Genomic DNA, 24,307 nt, shown 5'->3' with positions numbered 1-24,307 from the left:
GCAGAAATGGAAGAACAACGACAAATTTTCCTACATGGCCCACTGGGCCAGCGACATTTGCGGGAAATTCTAAGCGCGCAGTTTAGTGGCTTGATCCTCTACCCAGAACCGATCTGGCTGATCTCACCGTGGATGAGCGACTTTGACGTGATTGATAACCGGGGCGGTCAGTGGAGTTTTCTTGATCCTTCATGGGGGGCCCGGATGGTCAGCTTCCAGGAATTGCTCGCCACCGCCGTCAACAATGGCTGTCCGCTACGCATCGTGACACGTGAAGACACGCGCAGCGTGGTCTTTATCGAGCGACTGTTGACGCGCTTATCGCCCGATCACGACATGCAATACCTATATCACGAGAACCTGCACGCCAAGGGGTTGCTGACCAAACATTTCTTTCTGAAAGGATCCATGAATTACACCTGGAGCGGCGCAAACCTGAACGATGAGCATCTGCTGTTTTCAACTAATAATACGGTGATTTCAGATGCGTTGATTGAATTTAGCGGCCAGTACACCTTTGGAGACACCCATGACTGATACTCCTCAATGGGTGCGTGACTTCTTTGGCAACGGAAATTTACTGAAGCTGGACAGGTTGCTAGAAAACGTTGAAAACGCCTACCCTGCGGACTTAAAAACCGTCTTACTGCCGCTCTACGAGAGCGCGACTGACGCTCAGTGGCCGATCATTCTGCCCTGGTGCGATGCTCATCGCTGGGTATTTTTTGCCGCGGCAGAAACGGATCGCACCACGCTGGAGCTCAGCAATGTGTTGAATGCCAGGCTGGGGTCTGCCGATGTTATTGCCGATAGAAGGGTGACTTTCGTCCCCGCGCAGGGAGCGACATCGCTGTCTGAAACGGCTCTGCTGACGCACTGTCCGGCCGGATTTATCCGGATCGAATTACTGCCCACAAAGCAGAAAGATAAACCAGCAAAAGAGCGGGTCTTCGCCGCGCTCAAAGACGTTATCGCCCTGTTTCGTGATAGGCCATCAATCGTACGCACGGTCAAACGTCCCTTTGGGCGGATCTTGAGTGATTTCATTCTGGCGAATAGCCAAAAAGACGAAGCCACAAGCGACGCTTTACTACAGGAACTGAAGAACAACGGCGCGCTTTCGCGACGCAACCTTATGCTGCTTGAACTCCAGCAGGCGGGTAAGTTAGAGAAGTGGGACACGCTGCTGAATCACGATTCGCTTGCTGATTTGGTTCGGGGACGCATTCCCACAACTCTGATGCGGATGCTGCTGAAAGCATACCAGCAGCGCTTTTTTACACCCGACATCCACGGGTATCCGCAGGCCTCCCCGGCGGATCTTCGCCCGCAATGTCTGGCGCTACACCCTCTGTTTACGCAGATGCCTTTTTTATCCCAGGATGAGGCTGACTTTGCGGCGTGGAAAACCTGGGCCACCGGCGTGATGCTTATTGGCGAAGTCGACCTGCTCAACGCGTTACCAGAACGCCTAAAAACCGACTGGTTGAGTGGATTGCACACCTGGGCCAGTCGGCCGTTCTACGTTGTGAGTCCGTCAGCAGCGACAGCGACGGCGTCGCTCCCGGATACGCTGCAACAGCTTGCCGCATATCTGCAAACCTCCCTGACCGCAACGCAAGAGGAGATTACCGGCTACGCACAAACGCTCCACACGCTTGATCAGCAGTTGATAGAGCAGGCGATGGCGGTACCACTGCTGAAAACACTCATCGAGGAGATCCGCCATCTGACCAATCCGCAAATCGTGGGCTGGGATATCTGTTTCTCCCGACTATGTCAGTCAGAAGTCGACAGCAACAGCCTGGTGCAACTGGTCGCGCTGGAAAGTGAAAACTGGCCCGCCGACTCGTTCCATGAAGCGACGATGCTCCAGTTACTATCAAGTCAGGTTCCACCAGACGCGTTCCCGATCCTGCGTAACGTGATGCCTGCCTTTATTGAATGGCTTGAACGTCATCAGTTCAGTCTGAGTAGTACGACGTGGCTAAAGTGGCTGGATGTTCTTGCGATGGAACAAAGCGTCAGTCAGGCGGATATCAAGCTGGCCACAATGGTGACGGACCGCTTCCTACAAGGCTCTGTTAGCCAGGAAGCGTATCAACAGTCCGGTGCCATGCTGGAACTGATCGTCGAACGCGCCAGTTCATTCCGCAACCTGCCAGCGCTGGGCGAGTTGATCGAACTCTTCCTTGATGCTCCGGTGCAGGATCGGGCGACGCTCACCTCGCTGTGGCTCAGCGTTCAGTCTTTTGTGAGCGGAATATGGGCGCGATTAGATCCGACTACTCGTACAGTGATGCGCAACTTGGCGACTGACGTGCTAGGGGAAGGTGCAGAGCGCGTATTTCCGGCTGAGCAGGATAGCTGTACGGCAGATGCAGAAGATGAATTGCCGGACTTATCCGGAGCCAGAGTGGCGATTTATAGCCTGACAGAAGGCGCGGTAAGACGCGCGAAACGGATGCTGGAAACGCTGTTCCCCGGGATCAGAGTGGAGATCAGCCATGCGCACACTGCAACCGACAAGTTGATTAATCAAGCAAAACAGGCTGATTACTTCATCTTTTCTGCAGGCAGCGCCACTCATCAGGCCTTTTACGCGGTCTCAGCACAGCGCAGAGATTTAATCTACCCTACAGGTAAAGGTGCCGGGTCAATGCTGAACGCGTTTATTGCGCACGTTCAGCAGGTCTCTGCAGTAGTGGCATAAAAAAAGGGGCAAATGCCCCTTTTTTATATATTGGCGTTCGCTGCTTTGATATAACTTGTGACCAGATAATCCGTCACTAATGAGATATCTTTCGACAGGTTCTGCAGTTCATTCCATTTACGGACGATAGGCTGACCATCAATATCCGTACCGAAGTTCCACGCGCCACTACTCCATGCACAAAGCGACTTGATGCGATTTAACTCTTCGACAAAACGAGTATAGGAAGGGATCTCAGTCCAGCCAGGTTCACCTTTATAGTCCTGATGCACCTGATCAATTTCATCCATCAGGCTACCCAGTGCAAGAATACCGACGCCGTGTAATAGGCGGGAATAGCGCGGCTTTTTGTCCCAGTCATCGGTAAACACGGTTTCCACCGCCGACCAGAAGTTATTCAGCAGTTTCACCATCTTCCCTTCATCCCCCAACCCTGTCGCAGGGTCACGGAAGCGATACAATGCTCCCTCACGAAGACTAGCATCGATCATTTTGATCATCGAGTTGTCAGCAATAACCCCATCAGGATTGGTTGCCGTTTTGATGCGCCCCGCAAGTGGACCTTCCCCGAAGTTCAGTCGTTGAGTCAGCAGCGAAGGAAACTTACGCATTTGCAGATCGGATGGCAAACGACCGTGGGTATGCGGTGCCAGTTCGTATAACAACGTTTTGGGCAGCGGTTTTGTGGAGTTAACCAGCATAAACTGCTCGCGTTGTTCTTCTGCATCATTAGCGATAAATGCAGAGACCGGCATCATAAACGAGTCGATTTCCGCATCCCGCAAAGCAGCAGTACGTTGTTGACCATCCACAATAAACCCTGGCTTCTCAAAATCCTTATCTTCGGAGAAAGGTATCACCAGATGCCCCATGTCGCCATTATCTGTAAGCGGTTCAAAACGCACACGCTTATCAAAAGCGATAATCACCGGGTTTGGTATCATCGGGTTTTTACTCTCAATATAGCGCTGAATTTCGCGAATATGGTTACGTACTTCTGGACGCTGATAACCAACCAAATTCTCTTCACCGCGACGAATTCGCGAAATCGCTGCAATTTTGCTGATCTGTTTACCTTCTATCGCAAGGCTATAGAGTTGCCTCTCCTCACCCTGTCGGATTCGCAGGGCGGGAACACGATATTCACTCATGACAGTTCCTCTGAGCGTAATGACAATGTGTGCTGTAAACGGTTGTACAACACCTGAATATTATGGAAACCGCGGCGACGGTTACGTTCTGCTCCGCGGAAAATGATGACGTTGATACCGATGGCCTGGCAAATATTGCACTGGCATTGTTTCCAAGGACGTTCTCCCAGCGTACGCTCATAATCCGCACGGATTTTATCGGCCTCTTTTTCACCCGAATGGAGGCGTTCATATGCCAGGACTGCATCAAGAGTTTTCTCAAGGGACAAAGCCCCTTTATCATATTCAAACAGGGCAGTCATGGCATCCTTTTCCAGATGTCGTGCAATATCCTGATCAATCACGCCAGATTTTATTTTGCGACTCAAGCTTGGATTCGCATCAAACTGAGGGACACGCACAGCGGTATAGGCCGGGCCATCAGGCGTATGATAGTTGTTTTTCCGATCTTTGAAGGCTTGCTGCAGCGGTGTTGTTGAGTCAATACTGGTCACACCAAACTTGATAAAGTCGGCGAAACTCTCTGGACGGGCAATGCCAAGCAAGTGAACACGTGTATCACTTTTCAGCAGCGGTTTAATCTCTTCGAGAGTCTCAAGGATCTGCGCCGTTTTCAACGGCACCATCCCCCCCATGGTGATATTTCTGTATCCCATGGCCAGCAGGGCCTCTACAGACTGACGATAGGAAGTTTTGCTCCATCCATGTGCAACGCCAAAGGGAGTAAAACAGGACTTTTGAGACTTGTTTAAAAACTCTTGAGCCAAGGTCAGAGTGATATCTTGGCGTCGGCGACATTCAGCCAATACTTCGCCACTGAATACTTCACCTGGTTTCTCATAGCCAAAGACAATGTGATCGAGAGAAACGCCATGGTTAAAGCGGGAAGTTTCGTAGAACTCAATCACCTCTTCCACACGGTATGGGGGGACGTCCTGGTTAACATAGGTGAAGGCTCCGCAATCACCCATGGTTTCCATATTTTCCGGAAGACGGAAAAAGTGCTTCATTCCATTACGGAAATAACGCAAACGCTGGGCACGGGTATATTTGCTCTCACCGCCACCAAGACCATCTACTACAGCTTTAGAAACCAGCATACCATCATAAGGATGAGGAAAAACCTCATGCGGATAATGATCGTCACGTTGACGCACGCGATGTTCGTTACGCGTTTCGCGGAAGAAGTCAAAACTGGGATCGATAAAATCCTGACTATCAGGGAAAAAATACTTTAGCTTCGACAACTTACTCTCCTGTGACGCCACTGCTAAGCCTCAAAAAACGGGGGATTCTACCATGAAACCCAGGCAAGTAGCATTAAGGTTTAGCCTCTCTAAGGGCCTTAAACTCAGCCCGAAAACGTTTTTCCTCAAATGAATTTCCCGAGTCACGAAATTCACGCAACGCATGTGTTGCACTGATACCAGGATTTTGTTCCATAAGCTTTAAAATGAATGACTTAACTTCCTCCGGGCTACGACGAATTCCTTTTTTCACTTCACGCTCAGGTAACTCCTTGAGTTCTTCTATTAACTTTTGAGATAGCTCATTTAAATCATTGAGTTGTTTTGACGTAAATTCGTTCACAATGTATTTTGCCACACTGATATTAAGCATAAGCATATTGCATCTCAACCACTGAGCTATATTTTGGTTGGTTTTGAAAAGGTATGCATTCAGCCTACTATTGATTTTTTTGGAAGTTATAATAAGCAGTTGTTTTTTTGCATCAACCAAATATTCAAGACCATTAATGATATCCAGTTCAATTGCATTAATATAATCTGGGGAACCACAGATTATATAATATTCTTTTTTTCTTTTTTTCATTAACTCTACAATAGATGTAGGATGCTTAGATTTAAAAATAGATCTATTGGTTATTTCTTTCCACCATGTTCTATGAAAACTTTTTCCTGCATATTCTTGAGAATACAATGGTATTGATTCGTCATATCCAACAGCAAAGGTCGCTTTATAAGGTACAACATTGTCTTTGTGGTGAAGGAGGCCTAAGCCAGCAGAAAGAACCCATAAATCAATAGGATAATCATCTAAGATGGCTTTAGCTGTCGCCCAATGCCCACCTTTATAAAGATCCTTTGCACATACAGTTGCAGAGGTAGAAATAGCTTCATTCAGAGCATTGCACCAAGAATTCACGAGCACATTTGAAGGTGTTCGGCCTGATGAAAATTGACTCAGACTCAATATATCCCTACTACCGTAGTGTTTGCCGTTTGTACATGTTGTTATTAAGTTAATGTTGCTCACAATCGCCCCCCAGAATCGTGTTACACAAGCTACAGGAGAAAAAAGGGGATGACAAGAACGGAGTTATCAGTCCCTGAAAAAATTTTCAGGGACTGATGTTAGTGAGGAATATACTCGAAATACTCATCTTGAGAATGAGAACATTTTTGGCATCGCCTCAGAATGCCTTTTTCCTCAAGAGAGAGACAAAAATTTCGACATGACTCAAGAAGAATGTCGGGACTTTCATTTTTATTCTTAGAAATCAAAGCTCTAGCTAGAGTGTCGTAACTAAAACCTCCCGTTGAGTGCGATACAATACTCATCGCAAGTTGAGTATCGAAAGTTTTCATAGTGCACCTCTGAATCGCCAGAATAATACAGTTATAAAAAAGTATGGGTTATAGTTCAAGCTGGCTTTTCAAATTTACGCATAGCAAGCGTCAGGAATTAGATTATTTACCAAAGTCATAAGGACTAACTTCCTTTTCCCGATTCGCATCCAAAAAATCAGCCCACCACTGCAGCATCAGTCTGCGCTCATCCAGATGCTCGGCCTTATGAATATAAGCCGCACGTACAGAGTTACGCTCCATATGGCTCATCTGCCGTTCAACCGCATCCCTCGACCACAATCCCGATTCTATCAATGAACTACAGGCCATTGTTCTGAAACCATGTCCACAAACCTCTACCTTCGTGTCATAACCCATAACGCGCAGCGCCTTGTTCACCGTGTTCTCACTCATCGGTTTACGATGGTCGTGATCGCCAATGAAAACAAAATCGCGCTCGCCACTAAGTTTGTGTACCTGTTTAAGGATTGCTAACGCCTGACGAGATAACGGCACCAAATGAGGCGTACGCATTTTTGAACCACGCTGGGAGTGCTTCACCCCTTCAATAGCTTCTCGCTCTGCTGGGATCGTCCACATCGATGTTTCAAAATCGATCTCAGACCAACGAGCAAAACGCAGTTCACTTGAACGAATAAATACAAGGAGGGTTAGCTCAACGGCAAGGCGGGTCAAAGGTCTACCCGTATAGCTGTCAATGCGCTGAAGCAGTTCGGGGGTACGTTTCAACTCCAATGCAGGTCTATGCTGCCTGTTACTTGAAGCAACAGCACCAACCATTTCCTGTGCGGGATTGTAATCAAGTAAACCACTCTGAACGGCATATCTCATAATTGCAGTAGTGCGCTGCTGTAGACGGGATGCCACCTCAAGTCGCCCCGACAACTCTACCGCTTTGATTGGGACTAGAAGGTCTCTAGTTTTAAGATCAGCAATATTTCGCTTACCTATGGCAGGGAAGAGATTATCCTCCAGACTTTTCAGTACTCGTCGGCTATGTTCTTCCGACCACTTTTTATTTGTGGCATGCCACTCAATAGCAAGTTGTTCGAAAGTACGTGCTTCTTCCTGCTCAACCTTATCATTTTTCTTTTTATCTCCCGGATCGATGCTGTTTGCCAAAAGCTTACGAGCCTCATCACGACGAGCCCTTGCATCAGCGAGTGACACATCAGGATAAACACCCAGAGCCAGCATCTTTTGCTTTCCGCCAAATCGGTATTGCAAACGCCAGTATTTAGAACCATTGGGATGGACGAGAAGATGCATACCGTTGCCATCAGTCAGCTTATATTGCTTATCCGTTGGCTTGGCTGTTCTGACTTTGATATCTGTTAGAGCCATGCTTATCCCCTCCCTGTTGGTACAAGCATTATCGAACCGGAAATACCATCATCTGTACCAACATCTGTTGGTAGATGTACGTTGAAGTAGGTTGACCTTGAGAGAGTTAATATAGCGGGAATAATGGGTAAATACTGGATTTCAGACACAAAAAAAGACGTCCGTTGACGTCTATTGATGTTCCGATGGTGCCGAAGGCCGGACTCGAACCGGCACGTATTTCTACGGTTGATTTTGAATCAACTGCGTCTACCGATTTCGCCACTCCGGCACGGAAAGGTATGCGGAAAACGTTGTGGATTATACCTGCCACACGCAACCATGCAAGCACCAGCACGTGTTAACCTCGCTAAGTGTCGAAAAAAACAGCACAACTTAGCCGCGATCACATTAGTCTTAATCCCCCCTTCCGCCAAGCGCCCTGCCCCCACATGCTCTACACTCTCAGTTCAACACCACACTGAGAGATACACGATGTCTATCATAAAAAGCTACGCCGCGAAAAATGCCGGAGCAGAACTGGAAGTCTGGGAATACGATGCCGGGGAGCTGCTGCCCGAAGACGTTGAGGTTAAAGTAGATTACTGCGGGATCTGCCACTCGGACCTGTCGATGATCGATAACGAATGGGGGTTCTCTCAATATCCGCTGGTTGCCGGCCACGAGGTGATTGGTCACGTGGTAGCACTGGGCAGCGCGGCACAGAATAAAGGTCTGAAGATTGGTCAACGGGTGGGCATTGGCTGGACGGCGCGAAGCTGCGGTCACTGCGATGCCTGTATTGATGGCAACCAGATTAACTGTACCGAAGGTTCGGTACCAACCATCCTCAACCACGGCGGCTTTGCCGATAAGCTGCGCGCCGACTGGCAATGGGTTATTCCTCTGCCGGACAACATTGATATCGAAACCGCAGGCCCAATGCTGTGCGGCGGTATCACCGTCTTTAAACCGCTGCTGATGCATCACGTCACCGCCACCAGCCGCGTAGGGGTGATTGGGATTGGTGGTCTGGGGCATATCGCCATTAAGCTGCTGCGCGCAATGGGTGCCGAAGTTACAGCGTTCAGCTCCAATCCGTCGAAAGAGCAGGAAGTGCGGGCGATGGGCGCAGATCACGTGGTCAACAGCCGCTCGCCGGAAGCGCTCAAAGAACTAGCGGGTCAGTTTGACCTGATCATCAATACCGTCAACGTCGACCTGAACTGGCAGCCGTACTTCGAAGCGCTGGCCTCGGGCGGCAACTTCCACACCGTCGGCGCGGTGCTGACGCCGCTGCCGGTACCGGCGTTTACCCTGATTGGCGGCGACCGTAGCGTCTCCGGTTCAGCGACGGGTAACCCGTTCGAGCTGCGTAAGCTGATGAAGTTTGCTGGTCGCAGCAAAGTAGCGCCCATCACCGAGCAGTTCCCGATGTCTAAAATCAACGATGCCATCCAGTACGTGCGTGACGGTAAAGCCCGTTACCGCGTAGTGCTGAAGGCTGATTTCTGATGTTTATCCGGCGGCGTTCTGCCGCCGGTTCTTCTCTACGCCGTTAAGCTTTTGCAAAAGCTGCGAAAACCTCCGCTACAGCAACGGCTCCCGGGTCCGGCACGCCGTTGAGGTTGTCGCTGTTCACGTACGATGCGCGCCCCGCTTTCGCTTTTTGCATCGTCGCCGTGCTTTCAGCCCCCTGTTGCGCCGCCGCAATAGCTTCCGTCAGCCCTTTATCACGCAGCGCTTCCAGCGCCGGTTGTAGGGCATCGATTAACGTACGGTCGCCAGGTGCGGCGCCACCGTAGAATTTCATCTGCTTTAATCCTGCGAGCAGCGCATTCGGCAGCGTCTCTCTCTGTGCTAACGCTTGTCCTGCTGCGGTAAAGAACAACGACATCAGCACGCCGCTGGAACCTCCCATCACCGTTGCCAGCCGTTCGCCAATCAGTTGTAGCAGCTGCGCCGGGTTGTTCAGCGGCAGCACATTCTGCTCAAGCTGCGTGGCGATATCCTGCGCGCCCAGCGCAAAGGTCGAGCCGGTGTCGCCATCGCCCACTTTAGCATCCAGCGCGTTCAGTCGGCTCTCAAGCCCCTGCAACGTCTGGGTCGCCTGCGCCACCAGCGCATGCACCTGCGGATTCTCCGACGGCAGAACCTCCAACGCGTCGTGCACTTTGGCATGCGTCAGCGTTCTCAGTGGCGCAAAGGCCACCGCCTTCACCCAACCGGTGGTCTCAACATCCGCCAGCAGCGCTTGTTCGATGACCTGGTTAAGGACGATCAGCGACAGCGAGAAACCTTTCATATCCAGCGAGCTGACCAGCGTCGCCGGGCCAATCAGATAGGCTATCTGCTCACGTAGCGAAGAGTGCGCCAGCTCTTTGGTGAGCAGCGCCATCTCCAGCTCCGACACGCCGCCCAGGTTGTTGATCAACACCGCCACACGGTTGTCGCCTGCTGATGCCCTCAGGGTCTCAACCAGCGCGCCAATCAGCTGTTTGCTGTTATGGCTGTTGACCGTCGAGGCGCCCGGCTCGCCGTGAATACCGAGCCCCAGTTCCACCAGGCCGGGTTTAATGCGATCTTCCGTTTCCCCTCCGGGCAGATTGCAGGTTTCCATCGCCAGTCCCAGGCTGAACACGCCCCGGCTCGCCTGCCGGGCTATCTCGAGCACTTCGCTAAGCGATTTCCCCTGCTCCGCTGCGTGTCCCGCGACTTTATGTACCATCGCCGTGCCTGCAATGCCGCGCGGCTGTTTGTTATCCGGTAGCGCGACATCGTCAGAGACAATGACCATTTCAACCTTCAGGCCGTAACGTTTGGCTTTTTCGGCGGCAAGACCGAAGTTGAGGCGGTCGCCGGTGTAGTTTTTAACAATCAGCAGGCAGCCGCGATCGCCCGTGACCGCCACGATGGCATTTAGTACCGCATCCACACTTGGGGAGGCGAAGAGATCGCCGCATACCGCAGCGGTGAGCATGCCTCTGCCGACAAAGCCCGCGTGCGCCGGTTCATGGCCGGAGCCGCCGCCGGAGATTATCGCCACCCGGCTTTTATCCCAGTCGCTGCGGGCGACGATACGAATCGCCGGGTCGATATCCAATCGCACCAGGTTCGCGTGAGGTGCAGACAACACTAAGCCTTCTAGCGCATCATCGACAAGGTGTTTGCGCTCGTTAAAGAAGAATCTGGACATAACCTTCCAAAAAAAAGAAAACCGTATGCAAAGCATAGTTCGCGCTGGATAAAGCGCCGCAAAACAGACAATTTACCGCCGCGAGATGCCGTTGTTTTGCCTATACTCGACGCAGAATAAATGGAGGATTACCCATGAGCGCACCTTTGCTGATTGCACGCACCCAGGACACACAGCTTGAACTGCTGCCCAATATGGCCAACCGCCACGGGTTAATTACTGGTGCCACCGGTACCGGGAAAACGGTCACCCTGCAAAAGATAGCGGAGTCGTTCTCGGAGATTGGCGTGCCGGTATTTATGGCCGACGTGAAAGGCGACCTGACCGGCGTTGCCGAAGAAGGTCAGGCATCGGAAAAACTTACCGCCCGGTTGACGAAAATCGGCGTCACCGACTGGGAACCACACGCAAACCCGGTAGTGGTGTGGGATATCTTCGGCGAGAAGGGACATCCGGTGCGGGCAACGGTGTCCGACCTCGGCCCACTGCTACTGGCTCGCCTGCTCAATCTCAACGAGGTGCAGTCCGGGGTATTGAACATCATCTTTCGTATTGCTGACGATCAAGGGCTGTTGCTGCTGGACTTCAAAGACCTGCGCGCGATAACCCAGTACATCGGCGATAACGCGAAATCCTTCCAGAACCAGTACGGCAATATCAGCAGTGCCTCCGTGGGGGCGATCCAGCGCGGGCTGCTGACGCTGGAGCAACAAGGTGCCGAACACTTCTTCGGTGAGCCAATGCTGGATATCAAAGACTGGATGCGTACCGACAGCAACGGCAAAGGCATCATCAATATCCTCAGCGCGGAAAAGCTTTACCAGATGCCGAAGCTGTACGCCGCCAGCCTGCTGTGGATGCTCTCCGAGCTGTACGAGCAGTTGCCGGAGGCCGGCGATGTGGAAAAACCAAAGCTGGTGTTTTTCTTCGATGAGGCGCACCTGCTGTTCAACGATGCGCCACAGGTGCTGCTGGATAAAATCGAGCAGGTGATACGCCTGATTCGCTCCAAGGGTGTGGGGGTCTATTTTGTTTCGCAGAATCCGTCGGATATCCCCGATGCGGTGCTCGGGCAGTTGGGCAACCGCGTGCAACACGCCCTGCGCGCCTTTACGCCGAAGGATCAGAAAGCGGTAAAAACCGCTGCGCAGACCATGCGCGCAAACCCGGCGTTCAGCACAGAGCAGGCGATTCAGGAGTTGGGAACCGGGGAAGCGCTGATCTCGTTCCTTGATGAGAAAGGCAGCCCGTCGGTGGTGGAGCGGGCGATGGTGATTGCACCGTGTTCGCGGATGGGGCCGGTAACCGATGACGAGCGCAACGGCTTAATCAACAATTCACCGCTGTACGGTAAATACGAGGATGACGTTGACCGCGAATCAGCGTTCGAGATGCTGCAAAAAGGTGTGCAGAACAGCGCAGGACAGGCGGATGCACCACCGGCCAAAAGTCAGCAGGGTGTTGATGACGGCATACTTGGCGGGCTGAAAGATATTATCTTCGGCACCACCGGTCCACGCGGCGGTAAGCATGATGGTCTGGTGCAAACGGCGGCAAAAAGCGCCGTGCGCCAGGTGACCAATCAGATTGTGCGTGGGATGTTGGGTAGCCTGCTGGGCGGACGGCGGCGTTAGTGTTGTATCGTTTGTTTGCCGGATGGCGGCGTAAACGCCTTATCCGGCCTACATGATCCCGTAGCCCAGGCGAGCGACAGCGACCCCAGGGATAGCGCCAATTTACAAAAGGAATACAACGATTTCAGGCATAAAAAACCCGGCGTCGCTATTGCTCGGCCGGGCAACAAGAGGGGTTACGCTTTTCGCATCATCAGCCAAAGGCTTATCAGGAAGAAGCTGGCGCTTGGCAACAGCGCGCCAATAATCGGCGGGATACCGTATACCAGCGTGAGCGGGCCGAATATCTGGTCAAGCACATAGAACACGAAGCCAAAGCTGATCCCTGTCACCACTCGCACGCCCATCGGTACGCTACGCAGTGGGCCAAAAATAAACGACAGCGCCATGAGCATCATCACCGCCACGGAAAGCGGCTGGAATACTTTGCTCCACATATTCAACTGGTAGCGCCCGGCATCCTGACCGCTGGCGTGCAGGTACTTCACGTAGTTGTGCAGCCCGCTGATGGACAGCGCATCCGGATCCAGCGCCACGACGCCCAGCTTGTCCGGCGTGAGGGTCGTTTTCCAGGTTCCGCTCACCGTCTGTGAACCGGTAATCTGTTTCGGGTCAGAAAGGTTAGATTCATCCACCTGCGACAGACGCCAGACCTTCTGTTCAGTATCGAATTTGGCGCTGGCCGCATAGCGCACGGACTGTAGCCGACGCTCATTATTGAAGCTGTAGATACTCACGCCACCGAGCTCATCGGTGCCCTTTACCCGTTCGATATAAACAAAACTGTGGCCATCTTTCGCCCACATCCCTTGCTGGGTCGAAAGCAGTGAGCCGCCGTACATCTGCTGCGCACGGTAGTTACGCGCCATCTGCTCGCCCTGCGGCGCGACCCATTCACCCATCGCCATCGTCAGCAGTACCAGCGGAATCGCGGTTTTCATCACCGACAGCGCGACCTGCATACGGGTAAAGCCGGAGGCTTGCATGACCACTAACTCACTGCGCTGAGCCAGCATTCCCAGCCCTAGCAGCGCACCAAGCAGCGCCGCCATCGGGAAGAAGATCTGCACGTCTTTCGGCATGCTGAGAAGGGTATAGATACCCGCACCCAGCGCGTCATAGCTCCCCTGCCCGGCTTTTTTCAACTGGTCGACAAACTTAATGATGCCGGACAGCGACACCAGCATGAACAGCGTCATCATGATGGTGGTGAAAATGGTTTTACCGATATAGCGGTCTAGTACACCAAATGGCTGCATTATACCGCTCCTTTATTGGTCAAGCGGGCGCGGAGGCGGCGCATTGGGACGGTATCCCACAGGTTCAGCCCCACGGCCAGCGCGATATACAGCAGGTTAACCGCCCACATCCATACCGCCGGGTCGAGCTTGCCTTTGCCCGCATTCGACTTCAGCGAGGTTTGCAGCAGGAAGAACACCAGATAGAGCAACATCGCCGGCAGCATCGAAAGCACACGCCCCTGGCGCGGGTTGACCACGCTCAGCGGAACCACCATCAGCGCCATGATAAACACCGTTAGCACCAGCGTAATGCGCCAGTGTAGCTCTGCGCGGGCACGGTTAGTATCCGTATTCCACAACGTACTCATGCTCATCTGCTCAGTGTCTGTCGGGTCGGCCGCTACCGTTTGATGGCCGATAATCGCCTGGTAGTTTTTGAAATCGGTAATGCGGAAATCGCGCAGCATGGCGGTACCTTCAAAGCGGGTACCCTGATTTAAGGTCACCACCTGAGAGCCATCTTTGCGCTGGGAGAGCTGCCCGGAATCGGCCACGACCACCGAAGGACGCGCGCTGCCTTTTGGCCGCAGCTGTGCCAGGAAGACATCGTGGAAGCTAGCGCCATTAACGCCTTCAATAAATAACACCGCGTTTCCGTCAGTTGACTGCTGGAACTGCCCTTGCGCCAGCGCCGCCATGCCAGGGTTGGCTTTGGCTTCAGCCAGCACTTCGTCCTGATGGCGGGACGACCATGGCCCCACCCACATCACGTTGACCGCCGCAACGATACCGGTAAACAGCGCCAGCACCATTGCCGCTTTAATCAGTACAGCTTTACTCAGGCCGCAGGCATGCATCACCGTAATTTCACTTTCGGTATACAATTTACCCAGCGTCATGAGGAGGCCCAGGAACAAGCTCAGCGGTAGGATAAGCTGCGCCATCTCGGGCACGCCGAGCCCCAACAAAGAGAGGACCAGGTTTGTCGGGATATCACCGTCAACCGCCGCGCCAAGGATCCTCACCAGTTTCTGACAAAAGAAGATCAAAAGCAGAATGAAGAGGATGGCAAGCTGGCTTTTTAGCGTCTCCCGCACCAGATATCGTATGATTATCACTATAAATACGCCCGTAAAAACCCGTCTTATTGCAGGAAAATAGCTTGTTTCATGGCTTAAACGTCATTTATTCTCTTGAGTCGTCGAAATCATCGCTAAGATTAAATGACTCAGCGGTTTCACGTTTCATGACCTGTTCTGACGTGCCAGGACCGTAATAACGTTAAGATTAACACGAAGTCACCGCAACAGCGGAAATGAGTTACGTAAGCTTGCAATTCTATCCGTAGCCACCGCCGTTGTCTTTAAGATTCAGGAGCGTAGTGCATGGAGTTCAGTGTAAAAAGTGGTAGCCCGGAGAAACAGCGGAGTGCCTGTATCGTCGTAGGCGTATTCGAACCACGTCGGCTCTCTCCCATCGCCGAACAGCTCGATAAAATCAGCGACGGTTATATCAGTGCGCTGCTGCGTCGCGGCGAACTGGAAGGCAAACCGGGGCAGACCTTATTGCTGCACCACGTACCAAACGTGCTCTCAGAGCGAATTCTGCTGATTGGCTGCGGGAAAGAGCGCGAGCTCGACGAGCGCCAGTACAAGCAGGTCATTCAGAAAACCATCAACACCCTGAATGACACCGGTTCAATGGAAGCCGTCTGCTTCCTGACCGAACTGCACGTTAAAGGGCGCAATAACTACTGGAAAGTGCGCCAGGCGGTTGAAACCGCGAAAGAGACGCTGTACAGCTTCGACCAGCTCAAAACCAACAAAAGCGAGCCGCGTCGTCCGCTGCGTAAAATGGTCTTCAACGTGCCAACCCGCCGTGAACTGACCAGCGGCGAACGTGCTATCCAGCACGGTCTGGCGATTGCCGCCGGTATCAAGGCGGCGAAAGACCTCGGCAACATGCCGCCAAACATCTGTAACGCAGCTTACCTGGCCTCTCAGGCGCGTCAGCTGGCGGACAGCTACAGCAAAAACGTCATCACCCGCGTCATCGGCGAACAGCAGATGAAAGAGCTGGGAATGCACTCCTACCTCGCGGTCGGCAACGGTTCACAGAACGAATCGCTGATGTCAGTCATCGAGTATAAAGGCGTGGAATCTGAAGACGTTCGTCCGATTGTGCTGGTAGGTAAGGGACTGACCTTCGACTCGGGCGGTATCTCCATCAAGCCATCCGAAGGCATGGATGAGATGAAGTACGACATGTGCGGCGCGGCGGCGGTGTACGGCGTGATGCGTATGGTGGCCGAACTGCAGCTGCCGATTAACGTTATCGGCGTGCTGGCGGGCTGTGAGAACATGCCGGGTGGCCGCGCGTATCGTCCAGGCGACGTGCTGACCACCATGTCCGGCCAGACCGTTGAAGTGCTGAACACCGACGCCGAAGGCCGTCTGGTACTGTGCGACGTGCTGACCTACGTTGAGCGCTTCGAGCCAGAAGCGGTTATCGACGTGGCGACGCTGACCGGCGCCTGCGTGATTGCCCTCGGCCATCACATCACCGGCCTGATGTCGAACCACAACCCGCTGGCGCACGAGCTGATTGGCGCGTCCGAGCAATCTGGCGACCGCGCATGGCGTCTGCCGCTGGGCGATGAGTATCAGGAGCAGTTGGAATCTAACTTTGCGGATATGGCCAACATCGGCGGCCGTCCCGGCGGTGCGATTACCGCGGGCTGCTTCCTGGCGCGCTTTACCCGTAAGTACAACTGGGCGCACCTGGACATCGCGGGCACCGCATGGCGCTCCGGTAAGGCCAAGGGCGCAACCGGTCGTCCGGTGGCGCTGCTGTCGCAGTTCCTGCTCAATCGCGCGGGTTTTAACGGCGAAGAGTAATGTGTGAATGCCGGATGGCGCTGCGCTTATCCGGCCTACAAAACTGTACGCTGTAGGCCTGATAAGACGCGCGAGCGTCGCCATCAGGCAATAAGGCCGGGTCGCCCGGCCTTGTATTTAAATCCACCACAAGAAGCCCCATATATGAAGAATGCGACGTTCTATCTTCTGGACAATGACACCACCGTCGACGACCTCAGCGCCGTCGAGCAACTGGTGTGTGAAATTGCCGCAGAACGTTGGCGCGCGGGCAAGCGCGTGCTGATCGCCTGCGAAGACGAGCAGCAGGCCATTCGCCTGGATGAAGCCCTGTGGAGCCGTCCTCCGGACAGTTTTGTGCCGCATAATCTGGCGGGCGAAGGCCCAAGAGGCGGTGCGCCGGTGGAGATAGCCTGGCCTGCCAGGCGCAACAGCAGCCCACGGGATATACTGATAAGTCTGCGGGTAAACTTTGCAGATTTTGCCACCGCTTTCACAGAAGTGGTAGACTTCGTCCCTTACGAAGAAACTCTGAAACAACTCGCACGCGATCGCTACAAAGCCTACCGCGTGGCTGGTTTTAACCTGAATACGGCAACCTGGAAATAATGGAAAAGACATATAACCCGCAAGATATCGAACAGCCGCTTTACGAGCACTGGGAACAGCAGGGCTATTTCAAGCCTAACGGCGACGAAAGCAAAGAGTCCTTCTGCATCATGATCCCGCCGCCGAACGTCACCGGCAGTTTGCATATGGGTCATGCTTTCCAGCAAACCATCATGGACACCATGATCCGCTACCAGCGCATGCAGGGCAAAAACACCCTGTGGCAGGCCGGTATCGACCACGCGGGTATCGCCACTCAGATGGTGGTTGAGCGTAAGATTGCCGCTGAAGAAGGGAAAACCCGTCACGACTACGGTCGCGATGCCTTCATCGACAAAATCTGGCAGTGGAAAGCGGAATCCGGCGGCACCATTACCCGTCAGATGCGCCGTCTCGGCAACTCCGTTGACTGGGAGCGCGAGCGCTTCACTATGGACGAAGGTCTTTCCAATGCCGTGAAAGAAGTCTTTGTTCGCCTGTACAAAGAAGACCTGATTTACCGTGGCAAGCGCCTGGTGAACTGGGACCCGAAACTGCGCACCGCCATCTCTGACCTGGAAGTGGAAAACCGCGAGTCCAAAGGCTCGATGTGGCACATCCGCTATCCGCTGGCCGACGGCGCGAAAACCGCAGACGGTAAAGATTATCTGGTCGTCGCCACTACCCGTCCGGAAACCATTCTCGGCGATACTGGCGTGGCCGTGAACCCGGAAGATCCGCGTTATAAAGATCTGATCGGCAAATTCGTGATGCTGCCGCTGGTTGACCGCCGTATTCCAATCGTTGGCGACGAACACGCCGATATGGAAAAAGGCACCGGCTGCGTGAAGATCACCCCGGCGCACGACTTTAACGACTACGAAGTCGGGAAACGTCACGCCCTGCCGATGATCAACATTCTGACCTTTGACGGCGACATCCGCGAAACCGCGGAAGTGTACGACACCAAAGGCGAAGAGTCTGACGTTTACTCCAACGCGATTCCGGCTGAATTCCAGAAGCTGGAACGCTTTGCTGCCCGTAAAGCGATCGTCGCTGCCGTTGACGCCCTGGGCCTGCTGGAAGAAATTAAACCGCACGACCTGACCGTCCCTTATGGCGACCGTGGCGGCGTGGTTATCGAACCGATGCTGACCGACCAGTGGTACGTGCGTGCTGACGTGCTGGCGAAACCAGCGGTTGAAGCCGTTGAAAACGGTAGCATTCAGTTCGTGCCGAAGCAGTACGAAAACATGTACTTCTCCTGGATGCGCGATATTCAGGACTGGTGTATCTCCCGTCAGCTGTGGTGGGGTCACCGTATCCCGGCATGGTACGACAACGACGGCAACGTCTACGTTGGCCGTACAGAAGACGAAGTGCGTCAGGAAAACAACCTCGGCGCCGACGTTGCGCTTCGTCAGGACGAAGACGTTCTCGATACCTGGTTCTCCTCCGCGCTGTGGACTTTCTCCACCCTCGGCTGGCCGGAAAACACCGACGCCCTGCGTCAGTTCCACCCGACCAGCGTGATGGTTTCCGGCTTCGACATCATCTTCTTCTGGATTGCCCGCATGATCATGATGACCATGCACTTCATCAAAGATGAAAACGGCAAGCCGCAGGTGCCGTTCCATACCGTCTACATGACCGGTCTGATTCGTGACGACGAAGGCCAGAAGATGTCCAAATCCAAGGGTAACGTTATTGACCCGCTGGATATGGTCGACGGCATCTCCCTGCCGGAGCTGCTGGAAAAACGTACCGGCAACATGATGCAGCCGCAGCTGGCTGAGAAGATTGCCAAGCGTACCGAGAAGCAGTTCCCGAACGGTATCGAGCCGCACGGCACCGACGCCCTGCGCTTTACCCTGGCGGCGCTGGCCTCGACCGGTCGCGATATCAACTGGGATATGAAGCGTCTGGAAGGTTACCGTAACTTCTGTAACAAGCTGTGGAACGCCAGCCGCTTCGTGCTGATGAATACTGAAGATCAGGATTGCGGTTTTAACGGCGGCGAAATGACCCTGTCGCTGGCAGACCGCTGGATCCTGGCTGAATTCAACCAGACCGTGAAAGCGTACCGAGAAGCGCTGGATAACTTCCGCTTCGACATCGCCGCGGGCATTCTGTACGAGTTCACCTGGAACCAGTTCTGCGACTGGTATCTGGAGCTGACCAAGCCGGTGATGACCGGCGGTTCCGAGTCTGAACTGCGCGGCACACGCAATACGCTGGTCACCGTGCTGGAAGGTCTGCTGCGCCTGGCGCACCCGATCATCCCGTTCATCACTGAAACCATCTGGCAGCGCGTGAAGGTCATTTGCGGTATTACCGCCGATACCATCATGCTGCAGCCGTTCCCGGAATATAACGCCGCGCAGGTTGATGAAGCCGCGCTGGCTGATACCGAATGGCTGAAGCAGGCGATCGTTGCCGTGCGTAACATTCGTGCGGAAATGAACATCGCCCCGGGCAAACCGCTGGAGCTGCTGCTGCGTGGTTGCAGCAAAGATGCGGAGCGTCGTGTGAACGACAACCGCGGCTTCCTGCTGAACCTGGCACGTCTGGAAAGCATCACCGTGCTGCCTGCCGATGACAAAGGTCCGGTTTCCGTGACCAAAATCATCGACGGCGCCGAACTGCTGATCCCGATGGCTGGCCTCATCAACAAAGAAGATGAGCTGGCGCGCCTGGCGAAAGAAGTGGCGAAAATCGAAGGTGAGATTGCCCGTATCGAAGGCAAACTCTCAAACGTTGGTTTCGTCGCTCGCGCACCGGAAGCGGTGATCGCCAAAGAGCGTGAGAAGCTGGACGGTTACGCAGAAGCCAAAGCGAAGCTGATTGAGCAGCAGGCGGTTATCGCCGCGCTGTAATCAGCGTGCCTGTACGTTTGCCGGATGGCGCTGCGCTTATCCGGCCTACGGGCAGCATCAGCGTAGGTCGGATAAGCGCAGCGCATCCGACACCGCAGACGACAAAGCCTCTGATGCATATGCTCAGAGGCTTTTTATTGAATTATCCTCGCTTGCGCTTCCCCTCACCGCAGTGGTATTAACTGCATATGTTCCACATTTCTGTCATGAGTTCGCTATGAGTGTTATTACACCTGTCTCGGCGACGCTGCGCCGCATTACCGCCGACGACAACGCTGCCATCGCCCATGTGATTCGCCAGGTCTCTGCCGAATATGGCCTGACCGCCGATAAAGGCTACACCGTGGCCGACCCGAATCTCGACGAGCTGTTCCAGGTCTACAGCCAGCCGGGTGCGGCCTACTGGGTGGTTGAGCAAAATGGTCAGGTGGTGGGCGGCGGCGGCGTCGCGCCGTTAGGCTGTAGCGAGCCGGATATCTGCGAACTGCAAAAAATGTATTTTCTGCCGAGCGTACGCGGCCAGGGTCTGGCAAAGAGGCTGGCGCTGATGGCGCTGGATCATGCCCGTGAGCAGGGGTTTAAACAGTGCTATCTGGAAACGACCGCGTTTCTGACGGAAGCTATCCATCTTTACGAACGTCTGGGGTTCGCGCATATTGCGGAACCCCTCGGCTGTACCGGTCACGTCGACTGTGAAGTCCGGATGCTGAAACCTCTCTGAGCGTTATTGCATCTCGGCAGAGAGCATCAGACGTATCACGCCGGCCGCACGCGCGGTCGGCAGTTTAAGGACCTGTGCCCATAAATCCTGCACCATGTTACAGGTCAGCTTCTCTTTTCCCACGCCTTTATTCGGGTCGGCCATGATTTGAATATCCTGACCATAACGCTGCACCAGCGTCGGGCTGAGGGCTTGCAGGTCCTGAAGCGCCAGCTGTTTTTCTTCTGCCGTCACGGTATGTTTTTTCGGGCCATGAGAGGCATACAGCATGCCCATGTCGCTCGCCATACGACGATCCATGATCTCGCGAGGAATAATACGTACCGGATTAATTCCCCCTTTCACCGCCGGGAACAGAAAACGGAAGCATTCGTCGTCCCCGACTTTCTGCACCGCGGCAATTTGCTCAAGATTAATCTTCATATAGCCAATGACATCGGCATCGGGCGCCTGCTGCAAACGCGCCATCTGCATCTGCAGGATCTGCGGCTGGATGGCGTCAATAATCTGCTGCTCGCTTTTCCCCGCCTCTTTCATCTCAGCGGCCTGGCTGAGAATATGCTGCCAAAGCGCAGGTTCCTGCTCTTTAATCACCTGATAGACGGGCATTGCCAGCATCGCCTTTTCAAACTTCTGCGATTCCGTCAGGCCATAGTCCGGGCTTTCACGCGGAATCAGGTAATGCACGTCAAACAGATTCCAGCCGACAATGGCAACCACGAAAATCACGACGCCCGCGATCTTGCCAATCCAGCCTTTTTTGCGAAATACCCCCACGATGATGGCGATAACCGCACCGATATACCCTGCCAGTAATACGTGTGCCCAGTTCATTGAATTTCCTTACCCAAATCAATCATTATTCCGGGGATTATGTTTCCCCGTGATGAGTTTCGATTATTGCGGTAAAGATGAACGATTTCCAGCCACCAAATTTTTCTGCTGAGAACTGAAAATGGATACCGTCCAGGAAGTTAAGTTATACCGGCACGCCGCTGTGGAAGCGGAACTCTTCGTCCGGCGAAGCGATCAGCGACGCTTCTACTTCGCCAAAAAAACGCACCCGATCGCGGATATCCACGGTGGAGACCTGTTGCGCCAACGCCAGATAATCCTGATAGTGTCGTGCCTCAGATCGCAGCAGCGACAGATAAAATGCCTGCAAATCCGCCTCGAGGTACGGCGCCAGCGCGGCAAAACGCTCGCAGGAGCGGGCTTCGATATACGCGCCGCAAATCAGCTTATCAATCAGCGTCAGCGGTTCGTGGGTTCGCACCTCTTTGAGCATGCCTTTGGCATAGCGGCTGGCGGTGATTTTGACGTAGGGAATATCGCGACGCTGCATCGCTTCACGCACCTGCCAGAAGTGGTGTAGTTCCTCTTTAATCAGCAGCACCATGCTGTCTATTAACTGACGGCCCCACGGGTCGTCGGTCTGCGGCATCGCGCTTTTGTTTATCTGCTTATTCAGCGCGGCAAAATCGGGTTCCTCACCCTCGCGAAAGGCAAAAGCCTCATACGGCTTAAGCCAGTCGAGCAGCGCCTGCGCGCCCGCTTTGTCGGCGACATATTTACGCACCAGCAGCATCGCCGTTTGCGCCGCTTTCAGCTCACAAACTAAATGATCGGTTAGCAACAGAGGCAGATTTTCCGGATCGCGGGCTTTATCGAGCCATGCCTGAGGCGTTTTACAGTGCAGAAAGTTGAGAACCGGGGAGAGTATTTGCGGGTAATCCATACCAAAATCCTTGCCTACGGCAGCGGGCGCTGCCGTAGGTGATGAGATGACTTAGTGACGTACGCCGTCGTCTTCTTCGTCGACGTAATCGTCGTCGTCATCGCCTTCTTCGCCGTTCGGGTCTTCGTAGTAGGTGCCCCAACCGTCGTATTCCACTTCAAACTTTTCAGCCAGGTTCATCAGCTGCTCAACCTGCGCGTCGATAAGCTCAGCATTCAGCGCGCATTCACTGAGGATATCGCAGCAGATCACGGTGTCGCCCTCTTCCACTTCCAGCTCTTCCGGCTCGGTCACTTCATAGCCCAGTTTGAACGCTTCGACCGCCGCTTTTTCCAGGCTTTCGAAATCGTCAGCGGAAAGGTGGTGCTCAATGGTGTACAGCGCGTCAGGATCGCTGCCGTCTTCCAGCAGTTCTTCAATAATCAGGCGCGTTTCTTCACGCTGCTCTTCCAGGTGTTCCGGGTTTGCCATGGCTCTTTCCTCATAATGTGGCTGATACTCTTATTGTCACATACCGTTGCCGTTGCCTCCACCTTTCCGATAAAGATTTGTTATTGGGGTTGCAAATGAATATTCATACATATAAAGTGAATTTTAATTCAATAAGTGGCTTGAGCCAGGTGAGGGAATTATGTCTACTCTGTATAAAAAGAACTTCTTAAAATTACTCGATTTTACCCCTGCAGAAATCACCACGCTGCTGCAACTCGCAGCCAAACTAAAAGCGGATAAAAAAAGCGGCACGGAGTCGCCGAACCTGACCGGTAAAAACATCGCGCTCATCTTCGAAAAAGACTCAACCCGTACACGATGCTCTTTCGAAGTTGCCGCTTACGATCAGGGTGCTCGCGTGACTTATCTGGGATCCAGCGGCAGCCAGATTGGCCATAAAGAGTCGATTAAAGACACCGCGCGCGTGCTGGGCCGCATGTATGACGGCATTCAGTATCGCGGCTATGGCCAGGAAGTGGTCGAAACGTTGGCAGAGTACTCCGGCGTGCCGGTATGGAACGGCTTAACCGACGAATTCCACCCGACGCAGCTGCTGGCGGACCTGCTGACCATGCAGGAGCACCTGCCGGGCAAAGCGTTCAACGAAATGACGCTGGTGTATGCCGGTGATGCGCGTAACAACATGGGGAACTCCATGCTGGAGGCCGCGGCGTTAACCGGCCTGGATCTTCGCCTTGTTGCCCCACAGGCGTGCTGGCCGGAAGAGAGTCTGGTGGCCGAGTGTAAAGCGCTGGCGCAGAAAAACGGCGGCAACGTAACGCTGACGGAAGATATCGCCGAGGGCGTAAAAGGGGCCGATTTTATCTATACCGACGTTTGGGTCTCGATGGGCGAAGCCAAAGAGAAATGGGCGGAACGTATCGCGCTGCTGCGCGGCTATCAGGTCAACAGCGCCATGATGAAGCTTACCGGCAACCCGCAGGTCAAATTCCTGCACTGCCTGCCTGCTTTCCATGATGACCAGACCACGCTGGGTAAGAAAATGGCCGCGGAGTACGGTATGCACGGCGGTATGGAAGTGACCGATGAGGTCTTTGAATCACCGGCCAGCATCGTATTTGATCAGGCTGAAAACCGCATGCACACCATCAAAGCCGTGATGGTGGCGACGCTGAGTCAATAAGC

The 24,307-nt window shown here is 53.6% G+C and carries 20 protein-coding genes and 1 tRNA gene; 10 read left to right on the top strand and 11 right to left on the bottom strand.

Features of this window, described 5'->3' with window-relative positions; genetic code table 11:
• Nucleotides 1–6: 6 nt before the first annotated feature.
• Nucleotides 7–537 (top strand): phospholipase D-like domain-containing protein DpdK, encoded by a 531-nt coding sequence (gene dpdK / locus M989_RS16465; protein WP_047053963.1) that lies wholly within the window; start codon nt 7–9, stop codon nt 535–537.
• Nucleotides 530–2,713, top strand: a complete 2,184-nt coding sequence (dpdD, locus tag M989_RS16460; RefSeq protein WP_047053961.1) for a protein DpdD — start codon at nt 530–532, stop codon at nt 2,711–2,713. The genes dpdK and dpdD overlap by 8 nt, the downstream gene beginning before the upstream one ends.
• A 23-nt stretch (nt 2,714–2,736) precedes the next feature.
• Here the strand turns inward: dpdD and dbpB are convergent, their stop codons facing one another.
• From dbpB to M989_RS16435, 5 genes are all read right to left on the bottom strand, one after another.
• Nucleotides 2,737–3,864, bottom strand: a complete 1,128-nt coding sequence (gene dbpB / locus M989_RS16455) for a DGQHR domain-containing protein DpdB (RefSeq protein ID WP_047063873.1) — start codon at nt 3,862–3,864, stop codon at nt 2,737–2,739.
• Complete coding sequence (gene dpdA / locus M989_RS16450; protein WP_047650378.1) at nt 3,861–5,111, bottom strand: tRNA-guanine transglycosylase DpdA; 1,251 nt, start codon at nt 5,109–5,111, stop codon at nt 3,861–3,863. Before dpdA ends, dbpB begins: the two co-directional genes overlap by 4 nt.
• A 73-nt stretch (nt 5,112–5,184) precedes the next feature.
• Nucleotides 5,185–6,036: a hypothetical protein gene (locus M989_RS25900; protein ID WP_166500074.1), complete on the bottom strand. Its 852-nt coding sequence runs from the start codon at nt 6,034–6,036 to the stop codon at nt 5,185–5,187.
• Between the two features lie 539 nt (nt 6,037–6,575).
• Nucleotides 6,576–7,820, bottom strand: coding sequence for a tyrosine-type recombinase/integrase (locus tag M989_RS16440; RefSeq protein ID WP_053266266.1), 1,245 nt, complete (start codon nt 7,818–7,820; stop codon nt 6,576–6,578).
• Nucleotides 7,821–8,006: 186 nt separating this feature from the next.
• A tRNA-Leu gene (locus tag M989_RS16435) sits at nt 8,007–8,091 on the bottom strand.
• 203 nt (nt 8,092–8,294) lie between these two features.
• Here M989_RS16435 and ahr point away from each other — a divergent pair.
• A complete protein-coding gene (ahr, locus tag M989_RS16430; protein WP_064547005.1) occupies nt 8,295–9,314 on the top strand; it encodes an NADPH-dependent aldehyde reductase Ahr in 1,020 nt (339 codons plus the stop codon).
• A 43-nt stretch (nt 9,315–9,357) separates the two neighbouring features.
• On the opposite strand, the gene M989_RS16425 is transcribed toward ahr, so the two are convergent.
• Nucleotides 9,358–10,995, bottom strand: a complete 1,638-nt coding sequence (locus M989_RS16425) for a dihydroxyacetone kinase subunit DhaK (RefSeq protein ID WP_064547003.1) — start codon at nt 10,993–10,995, stop codon at nt 9,358–9,360.
• 134 nt (nt 10,996–11,129) lie between these two features.
• Between M989_RS16425 and M989_RS16420 the strand changes: the two genes are divergently transcribed.
• Entirely contained in the window at nt 11,130–12,629 is a 1,500-nt protein-coding gene (locus M989_RS16420) for a helicase HerA-like C-terminal domain-containing protein (RefSeq protein ID WP_064547001.1), read from the top strand.
• Nucleotides 12,630–12,805: 176 nt separating this feature from the next.
• Here the strand turns inward: M989_RS16420 and lptG are convergent, their stop codons facing one another.
• Nucleotides 12,806–13,888: an LPS export ABC transporter permease LptG gene (lptG, locus tag M989_RS16415; RefSeq protein WP_064546999.1), complete on the bottom strand. Its 1,083-nt coding sequence runs from the start codon at nt 13,886–13,888 to the stop codon at nt 12,806–12,808.
• On the bottom strand, nt 13,888–14,988 hold the full coding sequence (gene lptF / locus M989_RS16410) for an LPS export ABC transporter permease LptF (RefSeq protein ID WP_064546998.1): 1,101 nt from the start codon (nt 14,986–14,988) through the stop codon (nt 13,888–13,890). Before lptF ends, lptG begins: the two co-directional genes overlap by 1 nt.
• A gap of 267 nt (nt 14,989–15,255) precedes the next feature.
• On the opposite strand from lptF, the gene pepA reads away from it, so the two are divergent.
• The 4 genes from pepA to M989_RS16390 all read left to right on the top strand — a co-directional run bounded on the left by pepA (nt 15,256) and on the right by M989_RS16390 (nt 20,931).
• Nucleotides 15,256–16,767 carry a leucyl aminopeptidase gene (pepA, locus tag M989_RS16405; protein WP_064546996.1) on the top strand — a complete coding sequence of 504 codons (1,512 nt, stop codon included), beginning with the start codon at nt 15,256–15,258 and terminating at the stop codon, nt 16,765–16,767.
• 144 nt (nt 16,768–16,911) lie between these two features.
• On the top strand, nt 16,912–17,355 hold the full coding sequence (gene holC / locus M989_RS16400; protein ID WP_064546994.1) for a DNA polymerase III subunit chi: 444 nt from the start codon (nt 16,912–16,914) through the stop codon (nt 17,353–17,355).
• Entirely contained in the window at nt 17,355–20,210 is a 2,856-nt protein-coding gene (locus tag M989_RS16395; RefSeq protein WP_064546991.1) for a valine--tRNA ligase, read from the top strand. The genes holC and M989_RS16395 overlap by 1 nt, the downstream gene beginning before the upstream one ends.
• Nucleotides 20,211–20,427: 217 nt before the next feature.
• Nucleotides 20,428–20,931, top strand: a complete 504-nt coding sequence (locus tag M989_RS16390) for a GNAT family N-acetyltransferase (RefSeq protein WP_064546990.1) — start codon at nt 20,428–20,430, stop codon at nt 20,929–20,931.
• 3 nt (nt 20,932–20,934) lie between these two features.
• Here M989_RS16390 and M989_RS16385 read toward each other — a convergent pair whose 3' ends face one another.
• The 3 genes from M989_RS16385 to rraB all read right to left on the bottom strand — a co-directional run bounded on the left by M989_RS16385 (nt 20,935) and on the right by rraB (nt 23,140).
• The gene (locus M989_RS16385; RefSeq protein ID WP_064546988.1) at nt 20,935–21,765 is read right to left on the bottom strand and encodes a lipase chaperone; all 831 of its coding nucleotides are present in this window, start codon (nt 21,763–21,765) and stop codon (nt 20,935–20,937) included.
• 145 nt (nt 21,766–21,910) lie between these two features.
• Complete coding sequence (gene miaE / locus M989_RS16380; protein ID WP_064546986.1) at nt 21,911–22,669, bottom strand: tRNA isopentenyl-2-thiomethyl-A-37 hydroxylase MiaE; 759 nt, start codon at nt 22,667–22,669, stop codon at nt 21,911–21,913.
• 51 nt (nt 22,670–22,720) lie between these two features.
• Nucleotides 22,721–23,140: a ribonuclease E inhibitor RraB gene (gene rraB / locus M989_RS16375; protein WP_064546984.1), complete on the bottom strand. Its 420-nt coding sequence runs from the start codon at nt 23,138–23,140 to the stop codon at nt 22,721–22,723.
• A 95-nt stretch (nt 23,141–23,235) separates the two neighbouring features.
• Here rraB and argL point away from each other — a divergent pair, with 95 nt between their 5' ends.
• Nucleotides 23,236–23,331 (top strand): putative translational regulatory protein ArgL, encoded by a 96-nt coding sequence (gene argL / locus M989_RS26535; RefSeq protein WP_373995169.1) that lies wholly within the window; start codon nt 23,236–23,238, stop codon nt 23,329–23,331.
• Complete coding sequence (argF, locus tag M989_RS16370) at nt 23,301–24,305, top strand: ornithine carbamoyltransferase (RefSeq protein WP_064546982.1); 1,005 nt, start codon at nt 23,301–23,303, stop codon at nt 24,303–24,305. The genes argL and argF overlap by 31 nt, the downstream gene beginning before the upstream one ends.
• The last annotated feature ends 2 nt before the right edge of the window (nt 24,306–24,307 follow it).

Origin of the sequence: Kluyvera georgiana ATCC 51603 (assembly GCF_001654985.1) — a bacterium.
Lineage (GTDB): Bacteria > Pseudomonadota > Gammaproteobacteria > Enterobacterales > Enterobacteriaceae > Kluyvera > Kluyvera georgiana.
The sequence above is the reverse complement of the archived record's forward strand: the minus strand, read 5'-3'. Positions and strand labels throughout refer to the sequence as shown.

Coding starts and splice junctions, on each gene's coding strand:
- dpdK (WP_047053963.1), top strand. CDS start 7: ATGGAAGAACAACGACAAATTTTCCTACATGGCCCACTGGGCCAGCGA.
- dpdD (WP_047053961.1), top strand. CDS start 530: ATGACTGATACTCCTCAATGGGTGCGTGACTTCTTTGGCAACGGAAAT.
- dbpB (WP_047063873.1), bottom strand. CDS start 3,864: ATGAGTGAATATCGTGTTCCCGCCCTGCGAATCCGACAGGGTGAGGAG.
- M989_RS16440 (WP_053266266.1), bottom strand. CDS start 7,820: ATGGCTCTAACAGATATCAAAGTCAGAACAGCCAAGCCAACGGATAAG.
- ahr (WP_064547005.1), top strand. CDS start 8,295: ATGTCTATCATAAAAAGCTACGCCGCGAAAAATGCCGGAGCAGAACTG.
- M989_RS16425 (WP_064547003.1), bottom strand. CDS start 10,995: ATGTCCAGATTCTTCTTTAACGAGCGCAAACACCTTGTCGATGATGCG.
- M989_RS16420 (WP_064547001.1), top strand. CDS start 11,130: ATGAGCGCACCTTTGCTGATTGCACGCACCCAGGACACACAGCTTGAA.
- lptG (WP_064546999.1), bottom strand. CDS start 13,888: ATGCAGCCATTTGGTGTACTAGACCGCTATATCGGTAAAACCATTTTC.
- pepA (WP_064546996.1), top strand. CDS start 15,256: ATGGAGTTCAGTGTAAAAAGTGGTAGCCCGGAGAAACAGCGGAGTGCC.
- holC (WP_064546994.1), top strand. CDS start 16,912: ATGAAGAATGCGACGTTCTATCTTCTGGACAATGACACCACCGTCGAC.
- M989_RS16395 (WP_064546991.1), top strand. CDS start 17,355: ATGGAAAAGACATATAACCCGCAAGATATCGAACAGCCGCTTTACGAG.
- M989_RS16390 (WP_064546990.1), top strand. CDS start 20,428: ATGAGTGTTATTACACCTGTCTCGGCGACGCTGCGCCGCATTACCGCC.
- M989_RS16385 (WP_064546988.1), bottom strand. CDS start 21,765: ATGAACTGGGCACACGTATTACTGGCAGGGTATATCGGTGCGGTTATC.
- miaE (WP_064546986.1), bottom strand. CDS start 22,669: ATGGATTACCCGCAAATACTCTCCCCGGTTCTCAACTTTCTGCACTGT.
- rraB (WP_064546984.1), bottom strand. CDS start 23,140: ATGGCAAACCCGGAACACCTGGAAGAGCAGCGTGAAGAAACGCGCCTG.
- argL (WP_373995169.1), top strand. CDS start 23,236: ATGAATATTCATACATATAAAGTGAATTTTAATTCAATAAGTGGCTTG.
- argF (WP_064546982.1), top strand. CDS start 23,301: ATGTCTACTCTGTATAAAAAGAACTTCTTAAAATTACTCGATTTTACC.